This is a genomic window from Nitriliruptor sp. (genome assembly GCF_040882075.1).
Lineage (GTDB): Bacteria > Actinomycetota > Nitriliruptoria > Nitriliruptorales > Nitriliruptoraceae > Nitriliruptor.
In genome coordinates, this window is the sequence record NZ_JBBEBZ010000190.1 from 1 (window position 1) to 12,760 (window position 12,760).

Sequence of the window (12,760 nt, forward strand, 5' to 3'; positions counted from 1 at the left end):
GTGTAGAGCGTTTCCATCTCCTCCTCCATGCCGGTTTATCCCGGCGCTCCGAAACCCACCGTCAGGCAGGTTCCACAGCGAGCGCCGGCCGCGCCCAACGGGCGGTGGTTGCCGCGACCCGAACCTCATCCGGGGTCTACGAGCGTTTCGAGGAAGACTCGGGGTGTGAGCACCTCGACGTCCGAGAGCTCGAGGGTGAGCAGATCGTCGTCGCCGGAGACGACGACATCCTGCTCCGCTCTCGCGAGCGCGATGATGTAGTCGTCGTCGGGGTCCCGACTGATGGCTGGGACCTGCTGGGGATCGTCAACGACATCGCTCGATGCGAGTAGCCGGACCACGAACGCGTCGACCTCCTCCGGGCTTGCGTACCTGCGGAACTTGTCGCGGAGCAGGACGGTGTGCAGCTCACGCACCAGCCGTGGCGAGACGATCGCGACGACTCGGCGCTCGAGAACAGCGTCGAGCAGGCTTGCGGTGATGCCACCCGAGGAGATGAACCCTGAGAGCAGGACGCCAGGGTCGAGCACCACCCGCCGCTGGACGGTGATCACGAGGCGGCGCGGCGCTCGGCTCGCATCGCCTCGAGTTCGGCGTAGGCCAACTCGAGGGCCTGCTCGTCAGTGAGATCGCTACGCCCACGGACGTTGGTGGCCACGTGCTGAAGGTCGTCGTCATCGAACTGCCGGCGCAGCGCATCCTCGATGACCTGGTCACGATCGTGGCCGGTGGCGCTGGCGCGCTGCTCGAGACGTTGCAGCAGCCGCTCATCGAGCTGGACCTCGGTCTTCACGCGTGCCATGGGCTCCTCCAACACGCCAACATGGTAGGTCACCCACGGGTGACGGGCCGTCGGTCGGAGATGATAACGCGGACGGTTGGGGCTCCCGCCGGTCACAGCCGGGCGCGGTCGAGACGCTTGATGAGGTTGCGGCGCCGCTTGTAGCTGATGCGGATCTCGGACACGACACGGTCGAAGTCGGCGTCCTGGTCGAGCCGTTGGTAGAGGGGTCGCAACAGCGTGAGCAGTCGCACCACCTCGGCGTAGGCGTGGTCCTTGGCCGGCTCGAGGGCGCGGTCGAGGTGGCGGCGGTAGACCGCGATCGCGTCGGAGGGATGGTGGTCGGCGCGGCGTTCGGCGAGCTGGAGTTCGAGGTCGGGCCGGCATCCGTGCGCCTCGGCCGCCCTCCAGGCCGCGTCGATGTCCTCCTCGGACAGCAAGATCTCCACCAGGGTGCTGCCGTCGGGCCGGTGCCAGGGCGACCGGCGCGTCGCCGTCTGCTGTCGCTGGCGCTGGCGCTGGCGCTCGATCGTGTCGCGTAGCCTGGCCAGGGCGGCCTCGCGTTCGGCCGGCCACGCATCGAGCGCCTCGGCGCAGATGCCGAGCCGCCGGTAAGCGTCCACGGAGGGTGCGCGGGTGAACAACTCCGTGGCGGCGGCGAGCGCCTCGGCCGACCGGCCCGAGGCCGTGTGGAGGTCGACGAGCAGCTCCAGCAGCCGCAGCTCACCGGGGAAGGCGGCGCGGCCCTGCTCGGCCCACTCCAGCGCGAGATCTTCGCGGCCGTGGTCCCGGCACGCCTCCGCGAGGCGCAGGAACGCGTACCCGGACGACTGGTCGCGGGCCATGACCTCCAGCAGCTCGTCGAGCCCACCGGTCGCGGCGGCGAGGTGCTCCATGATGGTGCGGATCCGGAAGCGGTCGGTGAACCCCTCCCGCCGGTCGTCGCCGGGAGTGAGGGTCGGCACGTCCGCCCAGTGCTCCTCAGCCACGGCGCGGTAGGCGGCCAGCCCGTCGTCGCCCAGCACGGGGGCGTAGTCGCTGACCGCGCCGAGGTAGCGGTCGAGCTCGTACTCGAGCGCCCATCGGACCAGCTTCTCAGCGAGGACGACGGGGTCCGGGCGCGCGTGCCGGCAGGCGTCGAGGTGCAGCGCCATCGCGCGTTCGAACAGGTCGTACAGGTGCCCGTCGGAGTCGTCGATGTGACCGACGCTCCCGTTCAGTTCGTCCAGCGCCAGCTCGGCGAGGTCGACAACCTCCGCCGCGAACCCGGACTCCAGCAGTGCGTCGAGGTCCGCCAGCACCGCCTCGACCTCGTCGCGCCACGCCCAGGCATCGCGGTCGTGCACGAAGCCGAACCCGTCGAAGCTCGCCAAGGCGAACGCGTCCTCGATCGCGGCCCGGTAGGGCGCCACATCGAGCCGGCCCTGCCCTTCGGCCGCTGCCAGCCTGCCCAGCTGGCGGCAGAGCTCCGGGTCCTTGCCGGCACGGTCGACCAGCAGGCCGCGGAGGCGCTCGGCAGGCTGGCCGGCGAGCCACGCCTCGATCTGTCCGAGGTCGGCACGTTCCCCGCCGCCGCGACCAGGGTCTTCGCCTTGCAGGTGCGTGGCGAGGTCATCGGTTGGGTGGCGATCCCTCGCGTCCGGGCCGTCGCCGGCCACCTCGAGTCCGACGGCAACGAGGTGCTTACAGAAGGTGCGATCGTCGCCCATCGGGCACGAGCAGTCGAAGGTGAGCAGGCCGTCGGAGAGGCGGATCGCCACCCGATACGGGCTGGAGCCCAGCACCATCCCCGTGACCTCGGTATCCGTCGCCTTGAGCTCGGTGACGTGTCCGTGGTCGGCGTAGACGACCCCACGTTCGAAGATCAGCCAGCCCGCCTGCTCCTCCAGCAGCACTGCATTCAGCGCCGCGGACACGGACCGGGCCTGGGCCATCGAGGGCGAACGCACGCGGATGGTCACGGGTAGACCGTGCCGACCTGCACGAGCCGCCACGCGCCGTCGAGCCGAGCCAGAACGACGGTGACGTGCCAGCCGACCTCGGCGAGGTCGCTGGCCGCGGTCGGAACCTCGACCGGGCCGATGTCGTCGAACCACAGCCGGCCGTCCTCGATGCGGGTGATCGGCAGGTGGTCCTCGACCCAGTCCTGGTCGGGGATGTCATCGGGGTCCTCCGGCAGCCGGGTGCGCTGCGAGTGGAGGAACAGATGGTGGCCGAGCTCGTCGGCCCGCGGCAGCTCGCGGCCGGCATCCGCGGCGCGGTCTCGCGCCTGCTCGGCGGCGTCGGTCTCCACCACCCCCTCCTCGGCCAGCCAACGGGCGAGGCGCTTGGTGACCGTGCCGGCGTCCTTGAGCTGCTGCTTGGAGGCGGCCACCTTGCGGACCATGAAGTAGCCGAGGAACTCGCCGTAGTGCTCCACGATCCGTTCCGGACCGCAGAGCCGCGTGAACGCCTCCTCGTCGCCCGCGTCGAACGCCTCCTGCCACGCCTGCGCCTCGGCACCGGTCAGCGACTGGTAGCCGTAGCCGTTGAGGCAGTGGCGAAGAAGGTCGACGATGTCGTCGTAGCGGGCGTAGGTCGACGCGGCGAGCCGCTCACGCTGGACGGCGAGGAACCCGGCGAGCACCTCGTCGATCGACGGCACGGCGGTCGTGTCGCGGCCAGCCGAGCCGCGGCCGCCGAACAGCGCGATCACCTCGCCGGCCTCGCCCCCGTCGTGTTCCTCGCCCTCGCCGCCAGTGCCTGCACCGACACCGTCCGAGCTGTCGTCGAGCCGCATCCGGAACTCCCATCCCTCGAAGCTCGCCACCATCCGTCCGAACTCGTCCCAGTCGAAGCGGCGGCCATCGATCACCACCGACGGCTCGCGCACGGAACCGTCCCCCGACCAGTCGATCCGACCGGCGACGTCGTCACCGGCGATCATCCAGCGGGTCCCCCCGACCTCCGCGCCGGACGCGTGCGGCTCGAGGTAAGCCCGGCCGACCTCACGGTGCACGACGCGGCGCAACTGCGCGAGGACCGCGTCCGGGTCAGCGTCGTGCTCGCCGTACACCCCGAACCGGAACCCGTCGCCCGGCGGCTGATCGGCCTCCTCAGCTTCGGCGCTCATCACCCCCGACGGCGCCCACGTCAACCGGTAACAGAACCGCACCTCGCGGTCGTCCGCCGTCCGCATCACCTCGTCGGGCGGCGGGTCGGGCAGCCGCGACCAGCCGGTCCGCTGGCTGACCCGACCGTTGAGGCAACGGTCGCACACCTGCGTGCCGCTGAGGCTCGTGCGGGCATCCGGGTCGCCACAGTCCGCGCACGGCGGGAACTGCGAACCCACGTTCTGACCTCCGCCTGTTCGGAACCATCACTCGCCGCCGAACCTACAGGAACGTTGAGACGCCGAGCCCGGCCGGCCGAGGCCGATGTCACAGGGTGCGTCCAGCCTTGACCTACGGTCCCCGACGGTGACCAGTGGAGGTGACGACGTGTGTCACGAGAACGTCGGGCTTGGTCCGTTCCTGGAGGCGCTCGAGCAGCGCCTGGACGCGCAGTCGGCGGGGCAGCTGCGCGAGATCCTGGTCGATCACGCGACCCGGGTTCCGGCAGGTGAGCGCGCCGAGGGCGCTGCTCGCCGACGACGCCGGTACCGCACGGGAGGTCCACCGGGAGCTGTTCGCCGCGATGCAGGCCGAGTACGACGAGGGCGGGTTCCCCGGAGCGGGCACGCCTGAGGAACTGATCGCCACCGACATGGGTGAGGCCAAGCACCGCTACCTGCGGGCGGTGTGGGACAGCGAACCGGCCGCGACCCGGGCCGCGGCCCTGCTCGCGGCCATGGAGAACACCGCCTACCTCGGCGACACCCCACCCTTGCCGCCCTCGAGGCGACCCGACGCGAGCCGCTGAGCGAGCTCGAGGCGGTGCTGCCCGACCTGCTCGCCCGGCTCGCGGCGGTCCCGGCCAGCTACGGGTTCGGGACGCAAGCCCTACGGCTGCTGACCGAGGCCACCGAGCGGCGCGGCGGCGTCGACGGACTCGCCCGCACCCCCAGCGACCAGCAGGCCGACGCCTACCGCGACTGGATCGATGCCCTGGTGGGCACCGGTCGGCTCGGCGACGCCCGGCAGGCCGCGACCGAGGCGCTCGCCCGCCTCGAGCCGGAGGGACGCGTGATCGGGTCGATCGCGGCGCGGGCGGTGCTGCTGGCCGCCGGCGACAGGGACGACGCGGGCGTGCTGGCCGCTCACCAGACCGCCTGGCGGGCCGACCCGACACTCGACCGGCTGCTTGGTCTCGTCGACGTGGCCACGGCCGTCGGTGAACCCGACGACGTGCTGACCTCCGAGGCGAACCGGACCGACGGCGAGCCGATCGCGCAACGCCCCGACCTGGCCGCCGGGCTGCTACTGCTCGCCGGCCGCACCAACGACGCCGTTCGCCTCGTCGACGCCACGGACGTTCTCGGCTGGGACGGGGACCGCGACCCCGCTCCGGTGGTCGTGCCCTTCCTGCTGGTCGCCGCCAGCAACGCCAGCCACGACCAGAGCTGGGGCGACTCGCTCGTGCTCGAACTGCTCGACAGGGCCGACAACACCGGCTGGCGCTACGACCGGCTGCCCGACGACGGCCTCGACACGCTGCGGGCCACCCTCGCCGACCAGGAGCCGCAGGGGGCGGACCGGTACCGCGCCACCCCGAACGACGACCTGCTGCTGTCCACGCTGCTCACCGACCACCTCGAGCGTCACCCGCCGTCAGCACCCGAGCGTCAAGGCTGGCTGTCGACCGGCCGCAGGCTGGTGGCCGGGCGTATCGACGAGGTCGTCGGCGGCCAGCACCGTGCTGCCTACGCCCGGGCTGCCCACCTCGCGGCGGCCTGCGCCGAAGCCGTCGCGCTCGCGACCGGCCCGGATGAGGCCGGCTGCTACCTCGACGACCTGCACGCCCGCTATCCCCGCCACAGCCTCTTCCGCCGCGAGTTGCGGACCGTCGCCGGCCAGTCCCCACTGCTCGGATGAGACCATCCCCCACGATCGCCGGCGAGCGGCGATGAACTGCTTCGTGGCCCGGTCCGGTGGCCACGGCCGGCGACCGTCGAAGCCATCCGAGAACAGAAAGCCGCACCGGGCAGCGATACGCCGGCTGCCGCCGCTCGCTGCTCGGCGGCAGCACGACAACGGCGCAGCATCTGCGCTCTCGGCATCCAGGTCAGTGCCGTGCGTCGCGTCCGTCTTGGTCGCGTCTCCCCGTGGAGTCCATCCGGCAGACTACGGCGACGAACGGCGTCTGGCGGCAGTGAACACCCTGCCGATCGTGTAGATCCTGTGTGGATCGCTCGGCCGAACCGGGCTCGGGACCCTGCCTGTCCGCGCCTACCCCGCTGGCCGATCCAGTTCGGCGAGCAGGTCCTCGACGAGGAGCCGGGACCGGTCACTGAGCGGTTCATCCGGGAAGTAGCGGCTGACCACCGCCCTGACCTCTTCCAGCGTCTCGAGGTCGAGGGTCTGCAGCAGGAGCCGGATGTCGTCGGTGTCGCGGGCTGCCCGGGCGGCACGAACCTTCATCGCCAGCAGGTGCTCTGTCGGTGTGGTCATGACCCGCAGGTGGGGGTGGTCGTAGACGGGGGTCCCGCGTCCGGCCCGTCCCGAGACGTAGCTGCTGGCCTGGTTGTTCAGCCACGATCTCGGGAGCCCCATGTCCTCGGCGACCTCACGTGCTGCGTCCAGCACCGGGCCGTCCGGCTCGAACAACGCATCGACGTCACGGGTCGCGCTCCGCGCATCGAACGCCAACACCATCGCCGCGCCACCGAACACGTGGACCTCCCCGACCACCCCACGCCGCGCGAGCTTGCCGGCGAGCACACCGAACGCCCGTTCCGGGACATCGCGATCCAGCAGGCGTTCCCGGGTCACGCCGCCTCCAGGTCGTGCCGGTCGAGCATCACGCCGCGGCGCCGGTAGGACGCCGGCGTGTGCACGAGCGCGCTGGCCCGCGCCGCGGGCAGGTCACTGACCCACCACAACCCGGCGAGGAACCGGCTGTCGTCGTGCACCCACGCGGGCGGACGGATGCCGGCGTGGACGCACAGGTCCTCCGCGATCGCGGCCAGCAGGGCATCGAAGCGCGGATCGCCGGTCGGTGCCGGCTCCGGGGCGACCAGCACACGCAGGGGATGTCCGTCCGACGCTGCCGCGCGGAGGAACTCGAACACCAGACGCAACCGGACCGCGTCATCGGGCGCGTCGATGATCTCGGCGGCGAGGTCGGTCAGCCGGAACAGGTCCGGGTCCGGCTCGGCCAGCAGGTCCAGCGCGTGACCCGTCGCCCGGACGAGCCGATTCAACACCGCCAGGGTGGGCTCACGAGCGCCCATCTCGTACGCCGCGATCGCGGACTGACTCGTGGCCGCCAGCTCCGCCAACTCGGCCTGAGTCAGACCAGCGCCGGCCCGCACGGCCCGGAGAACATCACACAGAGGCTCCATATCCCTGATTGTATATCTCGATTGGCCGCCGCGAACTCTCCAGCGTCGGTGAGGCCGTCGCCGCGGATGCACGACCGTCGTGACGCATCGGCAACGCTGCCGGAGACGCGTGCATGGTACCGTTATTGGTACTAGACTAGCGGTATGGCTGCTGTCAAGAAGACCCTGACGAAGATGCGGAGCGCGCCGCAGGCGGTCGCGTTCCGGGACCTGGTCAAGGTCTGCACCGAGTACTTCGGGCCGCCACGGCAGCACCGCAGCTCGCACATGGTGTTCCGGACCCCGTGGGCAGGCGACCCGCGCGTGAACATCCAGGAAGGGCGCGGGGGGCAAGCCAAGCCCTACCAGGTACGCCAGGTGCTCAAGGCCATCGAGCGGATGGAGGACGATCGTGACTGACGTGAAGCACTACACCTACCGGGTCTCGTGGTCCCCGGAGGATGACGAGTTCGTGGCGAGCTGTGCCGAGTTCCCGTCGTTGTCGTGGTTGGCGGACTCGCAGACGGCCGCGTTGGAAGGTCTCGCGACGCTCGTGGCAGAGGTGGTCGAGGATCTTCAAGCTTCGGGTGAGTCGGTGCCCGATGCGCTAGCGGAGCGCCGCTACTCGGGTCGGTTCAACGTGCGTGTCCCAGAGTCGCTGCATCGAGAGTTGGCCGTCAAGGCGGCTGAGGAAGGTGTCAGCCTGAACCGGCTGGTCAGCGACCGGCTCGCCCGAACCTGACCGTTGGTGTCGAGAACGACGTCGATGAGATACGTGCGAAAGGGTCCCGCTCAGTGCGTAGTGGCAGCCACCGTGGCCCCAGCCGAACGTTCGTGACTCAACTGTGACTCGACTCAGGCTCAGCGAACGCCAGAACCCCGCCGAAGCGGGGTTCTGTGGAGCGGATGACGAGATTCGAACTCGCGACCTCCACCTTGGCAAGGTGGCGCTCTAGCCAACTGAGCTACATCCGCGTGCGGCGGGGGACGGTACTTCCCGGCGCAGGGGCGAGCAAACCGGACCGCGCCGTGCGCGCCACCCGGTCAGCGACCGCTCGAACCGAACCCACCCTCACCTCGTGCGGTGTCATCGAGATCACCGACCTCGGTCACCGTCGCGCGACCGACCCGCTGCAGCAGCAGCTGGGCGATGCGGTCACCGCGCCCGATGCTGACCGGCTCGTCACCGAGGTTGACCAGCAGGACCAGCAGGTCGCCCCGGTACCCGGCATCGATGGTCCCAGGGGCGTTGGCCACGGTGAGACCGTGACGCATCGCCAGCCCCGACCGCGGGTGGACCAAGCCCACCCAGCCGTCGGGGACGGCGACCCGCAGGCCGGTCGCGACGGCCGCGCGCGCACCGGGCGCGAGGACGAGGTCGTCGGCGGTCCGCAGATCCAGCCCCGCGTCCCCCTCGTGGGCGTAGCTCGGCAACGGCAGGTCCGGGTCGATCCGCACCACGCGGAGCTCGGGCTCCTCGACCACCTCGACCCTCCCGACCGTCCGTTCGACCCCGTGCACACGGCCAGGCGGGCTCACGACCAGGGTCGTGGCCTACCCAGCGGGCGGGCGGGAACGTACCGTGGAGCACCACCTCTGCACCCGCGGGCCCGGCCCGTCGCGCGTGCCCGGCTCCCCGCCCCTTCTCCACCTCCCTCGCTCCCGCACGGAAGGCTCCGCGTGTCCGTCTCCCCCGGACTCGATGCCACCGACCGCCAGCCTGACACCACCGACCCGGCAGACGACCCCTCGGCCCACCACGACGTGAAGAGGTCGGAGGTGACCGAGGACCGTCACGGCCGGCGGTGGATCGGCGCGGTCGTCCTCGCCGTCCTCATGATCGCCAGCGTCTTCGCGGTCCAGCAGATCCGGGCGGCGGACGCCGAGGCGACCGCCAACGAGCAGCGCGAGGCTCGCGCCGAGCTCGCCGCTGACCTCGCTGAGGTCCGTGACGCCGTCGCGGTCCCGGCGCGCGACGGCCAGAACGTGGCGTCGGCGCTGTTGCGCCACCAGCTCGCGCTCATCGCCGGCGAGGGCCCCGACACCGACGTCGGTGACCGGCTCGTGGCCGACCTCCAGGAGGCTGCCGACGAGCTCGAAGCCGCGTCCACGACGCCGCTGCCCGAGCGTCCGCAGATGCTGCCCGTCGCGACCATCGATCCGATCTACGCGCGTCTCGAAGGTCTCGAGGGGCAGGCCGCCGATCTCGCTGCCACCTACCGGGACGCGGCCGAGCACGCGTCGGCGTCGATCGGGTCGGTGCGCGCGCTCGAAGCCGCGGCGTTGACCTACGCCGACAGCACCGACCAGCTCCCGTCCGGCGACGACCCTGACGTGGTCGCCGATGCGTGGCGGGCCGAACGCGACCAGCTCGAGGCGTACGCATCGGCCGTCGCTGATGCCGCCGATGACCCCGTGGTCGCGCCGCTGGCCGAGGCCCACGACCAGCTCGTGACCGGGCTCCGGACCTTCGCCGACGACGCCATCGAGCGTCTCGAAGCCGACGACCTCGATGGCTACAACGCCCTGCTCGCTGAACGTCTCGGAGGCGACGACCCGTTCGGCTTCGCCGCGCAGCTCGCTGAGGCACGCGAGGAGGTCTCCCAGGAAGCCTTGGCGGGGCCGCTCGAGGACGCTCGCGCTCGCGGACTCGGGCTGCTGACCGAGCTCGAGGAGCTCCGTCGCATCACCCCCGCGCAGCTGGCCGAGGTCCGCTGACGCCTCCGGCACCCTCGCCGGTCGCGGTCCGCTGACGTGCCAGATCGCCACGCACGTGGACCGCATCGGCGGAACGCCGGAGCTCAGCCACGGCGTCGACGAGGAACCCGGTGACCTGGTCGAGGTCGGGTACCGCGTCGTAGCCGCCGATGAACCCGAAGTTCAGCCACCCGTCGATGCTGGTCAGGCCCACCGCGTAGGACTGGGTCGCGGCCAGCGGCGAGAACGGGAAGAAACCGAGCAGCCGGGCACCGAGGCAGTAGATCGACTGCTGCGGTCCCGGCACGTTGGTGACCGCGAAGTTGAACAGCCGAGACCCCGACGCCGCCCGCGACGCCATGGCGTGGATGGTCGGGGGCGCGAACTGCGCCAGACCGGTGAGGAACTCGGCTCCGACCGCCTGGTGGGAGGACCGGACGTCGGCCATCGCGTCGTGACAGACACGCAGCCGTTCCACCGCGTCCATCTCGAACATCGGCAGATCGACGAGCACCGAGACCACCCGGTTGCCGAGCGCGTGGCTGCCGGAGGCGTCGCGCGTGGAAACCGGGACCATGACGCGCAGCCACAGGCCGTCGGTCCGCGTGCCCTGGCTGCGCAGGTAGCGGCCGGTCGCGTCGGAGACGGCCGCGAGGACCACGTCGTTGACGGTCGTGCCGAACGCGTCCTTGATGGCCTTGACCTCGTCGAGCGGGACGCGCTGGACGGCGAGCCTGCGGTGCTGGCCGGGTGGGCAGTTCAGCAGCGACCGTGGGGCCGGTTTGGTCAGGTTGGTGCGCGCCACCGACAGCACACCCCGCCCGACGCCGAGGGCCTGGAGCGCGGTCTTGGCGGGGGCGTCGACCATCCGGCGCACGGTGCGCACCAGCTCACGCGGCGAGGTGGCGAGGTCCCGGACCGCGCCGACGGCCAGCTCGGCAGAGCCGGGCGGCGACGCTGGCGACCACGGCTGCGGACCTGCCACATCCTCCGGAGCGGTGGGCTCGAGATCGAGCATGACGGTCGTGATCTCCACACCGTCGAGGCCGTCGATCAGGGCGTGGTGGGACTTGCTGAGGATGGCGAGCCGGCCCTCCTCGAGCCCTTCGATGACGTAGATCTCCCACAACGGCCGGTCGCGGTCGAGCGGGCGCGACAGGATCCGTGCGCTGTACTCGGTCAGGTGGGCCATCGTGCCGGGCGCGGGCAGCGCGGCGTGGCGCACGTGGAAGCTGAGGTCGAAGTCGGGGTCATCGACCCAGACGGGGTTGCCGATCCCGAGCGGCGGGTACGCCAGCTTCTGGCGGTACCGCGGCACCTGGTGCAACCGGCCACCGATCAGGGCGAGGAAGCTGGCGAAGCGCGAGGCCTCGGCGGCGTCCGGTGGCGGTGGCGGTGGGTCGAAGATCAGCAGCCCGCCCACGTGCATGTGGACCTGCGGCGTCTCCATCTCCAGGAAGGTCGCGTCGACCGATGCGAGCCGCTCACCGTGCCCCTTGCCGGCCCCGGCTCCGTCGCTCGACTGCTGCGCCACCGGTCTCCCTCCGACGTGCGGCGGAGCCTACCTCCCGGGGCGGTCGCTCCCGTCCCTGGCGAGGGGCTCACGCCTCCGCGGAGCGGGAGGTGACGCTGACGGGACGCCGCGTCCCGACCCCGCGGATGCGCACCGGCCGCAAGCGTCGGGTGCCGTAGCCGGCCGCCTCGAGCTGGTCGGAGAGCTGTTCGTCGGCCAGCAGCCGCCACGGGCGGGCCAGGTCGGTGAGCCGCGCGGCGAGGTTGACGGGGGGGCCGAACACGTCCCCCTCGCGCACCAGCGTCGGGCCCGCGGCGAGGCCCCCTCGCAGCGGCACGTCCTCGAGCGCCGGCACCGCGGTGGTGAGCTCCATCATCGCCTCGGCGAGCGTCACCGCGTCGGCCGCCACGAGCATGGCCGCGTCACCGAGGAACTTGACGACCGAGACCTCCGTCCGGGGTGCGGTCACCTCGATGATGCGGTCCTCGAACGCGTCCAGGACCTCGTCGAGGCCCTGCGGGTCGATCCGGGACGACAGCGAGGTCCACCCGACGACGTCGACGAACCCGACGGCCAGGTCGATCTCCGGCACGTCGGCACGGGTCAGGGTGACCGAGAGCTCCGTGCTCAGCTGGTGCTCGAGGTGGAGCCCGTAGGTGAGCTGCAGGATCTCGCGCGCGATCCCATCGAGCTCCTTGGCCGTGTCCGCGAGCGTGACCGCCACGGTCAGATCGTCGGCACCGGCCTGGCGCATCGGCAGCAGCAGTTCGTCGCGGACGATCCCGAGGTCGGACCGCGCGACCATCGCCAACGCCGTCCCCCGCGCCCGCGCCGACGAGGCCACGGCTCCGGGAGGGAGCACCTCGAGCAGCCGAGCGAGCAGTCGGGCCCACTGCAGATCAGCCTCACCGAGCCGTTCGGGCAGCGGCAGACCGGTCGCGACGCGGATACGTCGCAGCAGCTCGACGGGGACCCCGGACCCCTCGGAGACCTCCGCGATGGTGTACCGGTGGGGTCCCCCGACGACCTGTTGTGCGAGCACGAGCGCGACCCGGCCGTCATCGACGGCCGCGCGCGCCCCTTCCTCGTCGAGCCCGAGATCGACCAGCGCCCGGACCGTCGCCGCGTCCTCGTCGTCGAGCACCGCGCGGCCGTCCGCGCCGACGGGCCGAGGTCGTCCGAGCCGGTCGCGCACGAACCGCGGCAGCTCGCCCGTGAGATCGGCCAGCTCGAGCCGTGGTCCGCGGTCATCGGGTCCGCGGTCACCGCCGACGCGGTCGGCGCCGCCGTGGTCATCGCCGCCGTGGTC

At 71.6% G+C, this 12,760-nt stretch carries 14 protein-coding genes and 1 tRNA gene; 5 read left to right on the forward strand and 10 right to left on the reverse strand.

Annotated elements, in window-relative coordinates; all coding sequences use genetic code 11:
* Positions 1 to 125: 125 nt before the first annotated feature.
* The 4 genes from WEB03_RS13385 to WEB03_RS13400 all read right to left on the reverse strand — a co-directional run bounded on the left by WEB03_RS13385 (position 126) and on the right by WEB03_RS13400 (position 4,112).
* Entirely contained in the window at positions 126 to 554 is a 429-nt protein-coding gene (locus WEB03_RS13385) for a putative toxin-antitoxin system toxin component, PIN family (protein ID WP_368071419.1), read from the reverse strand.
* The gene (locus WEB03_RS13390) at positions 551 to 802 is read right to left on the reverse strand and encodes a hypothetical protein (protein WP_368071420.1); all 252 of its coding nucleotides are present in this window, start codon (positions 800 to 802) and stop codon (positions 551 to 553) included. The genes WEB03_RS13385 and WEB03_RS13390 overlap by 4 nt, the downstream gene beginning before the upstream one ends.
* A 92-nt stretch (positions 803 to 894) precedes the next feature.
* Positions 895 to 2,742: an SWIM zinc finger domain-containing protein gene (locus WEB03_RS13395; RefSeq protein WP_368071421.1), complete on the reverse strand. Its 1,848-nt coding sequence runs from the start codon at positions 2,740 to 2,742 to the stop codon at positions 895 to 897.
* Positions 2,739 to 4,112 (reverse strand): hypothetical protein, encoded by a 1,374-nt coding sequence (locus tag WEB03_RS13400; protein WP_368071422.1) that lies wholly within the window; start codon positions 4,110 to 4,112, stop codon positions 2,739 to 2,741. Before WEB03_RS13400 ends, WEB03_RS13395 begins: the two co-directional genes overlap by 4 nt.
* A 269-nt stretch (positions 4,113 to 4,381) precedes the next feature.
* On the opposite strand from WEB03_RS13400, the gene WEB03_RS13405 reads away from it, so the two are divergent.
* Together WEB03_RS13405 and WEB03_RS13410 are read left to right on the forward strand one after the other, a co-directional pair.
* Positions 4,382 to 4,681 (forward strand): hypothetical protein, encoded by a 300-nt coding sequence (locus WEB03_RS13405; protein WP_368071423.1) that lies wholly within the window; start codon positions 4,382 to 4,384, stop codon positions 4,679 to 4,681.
* Positions 4,682 to 4,695: 14 nt separating this feature from the next.
* Entirely contained in the window at positions 4,696 to 5,793 is a 1,098-nt protein-coding gene (locus WEB03_RS13410; protein WP_368071424.1) for a hypothetical protein, read from the forward strand.
* 354 nt (positions 5,794 to 6,147) lie between these two features.
* Here WEB03_RS13410 and WEB03_RS13415 read toward each other — a convergent pair whose 3' ends face one another.
* Both WEB03_RS13415 and WEB03_RS13420 read right to left on the reverse strand, forming a co-directional pair.
* Complete coding sequence (locus WEB03_RS13415; protein WP_368071425.1) at positions 6,148 to 6,690, reverse strand: DUF6036 family nucleotidyltransferase; 543 nt, start codon at positions 6,688 to 6,690, stop codon at positions 6,148 to 6,150.
* The gene (locus WEB03_RS13420; protein ID WP_368071426.1) at positions 6,687 to 7,262 is read right to left on the reverse strand and encodes a helix-turn-helix domain-containing protein; all 576 of its coding nucleotides are present in this window, start codon (positions 7,260 to 7,262) and stop codon (positions 6,687 to 6,689) included. Before WEB03_RS13420 ends, WEB03_RS13415 begins: the two co-directional genes overlap by 4 nt.
* Before the next feature lie 144 nt (positions 7,263 to 7,406).
* On the opposite strand from WEB03_RS13420, the gene WEB03_RS13425 reads away from it, so the two are divergent.
* Together WEB03_RS13425 and WEB03_RS13430 are read left to right on the forward strand one after the other, a co-directional pair.
* The gene (locus WEB03_RS13425; protein ID WP_368071427.1) at positions 7,407 to 7,661 is read left to right on the forward strand and encodes a toxin HicA; all 255 of its coding nucleotides are present in this window, start codon (positions 7,407 to 7,409) and stop codon (positions 7,659 to 7,661) included.
* A complete protein-coding gene (locus WEB03_RS13430; RefSeq protein WP_368071428.1) occupies positions 7,654 to 7,983 on the forward strand; it encodes a type II toxin-antitoxin system HicB family antitoxin in 330 nt (109 codons plus the stop codon). Before WEB03_RS13425 ends, WEB03_RS13430 begins: the two co-directional genes overlap by 8 nt.
* Positions 7,984 to 8,139: 156 nt before the next feature.
* Here WEB03_RS13430 and WEB03_RS13435 read toward each other — a convergent pair.
* Both WEB03_RS13435 and dut read right to left on the reverse strand, forming a co-directional pair.
* Positions 8,140 to 8,216, reverse strand: a tRNA-Gly gene (locus tag WEB03_RS13435).
* A gap of 69 nt (positions 8,217 to 8,285) precedes the next feature.
* Complete coding sequence (gene dut, locus WEB03_RS13440) at positions 8,286 to 8,726, reverse strand: dUTP diphosphatase (protein WP_368071429.1); 441 nt, start codon at positions 8,724 to 8,726, stop codon at positions 8,286 to 8,288.
* 195 nt (positions 8,727 to 8,921) lie between these two features.
* On the opposite strand from dut, the gene WEB03_RS13445 reads away from it, so the two are divergent.
* Positions 8,922 to 9,959: a hypothetical protein gene (locus WEB03_RS13445; protein ID WP_368071430.1), complete on the forward strand. Its 1,038-nt coding sequence runs from the start codon at positions 8,922 to 8,924 to the stop codon at positions 9,957 to 9,959.
* On the opposite strand, the gene WEB03_RS13450 is transcribed toward WEB03_RS13445, so the two are convergent.
* A complete protein-coding gene (locus WEB03_RS13450; protein WP_368071431.1) occupies positions 9,928 to 11,472 on the reverse strand; it encodes a wax ester/triacylglycerol synthase family O-acyltransferase in 1,545 nt (514 codons plus the stop codon). The genes WEB03_RS13445 and WEB03_RS13450 overlap by 32 nt on opposite strands.
* A 67-nt stretch (positions 11,473 to 11,539) precedes the next feature.
* The coding region (locus tag WEB03_RS13455) for an adenylate/guanylate cyclase domain-containing protein (protein WP_368071432.1) at positions 11,540 to 12,760 on the reverse strand (1,221 nt) is incomplete at its 5' end.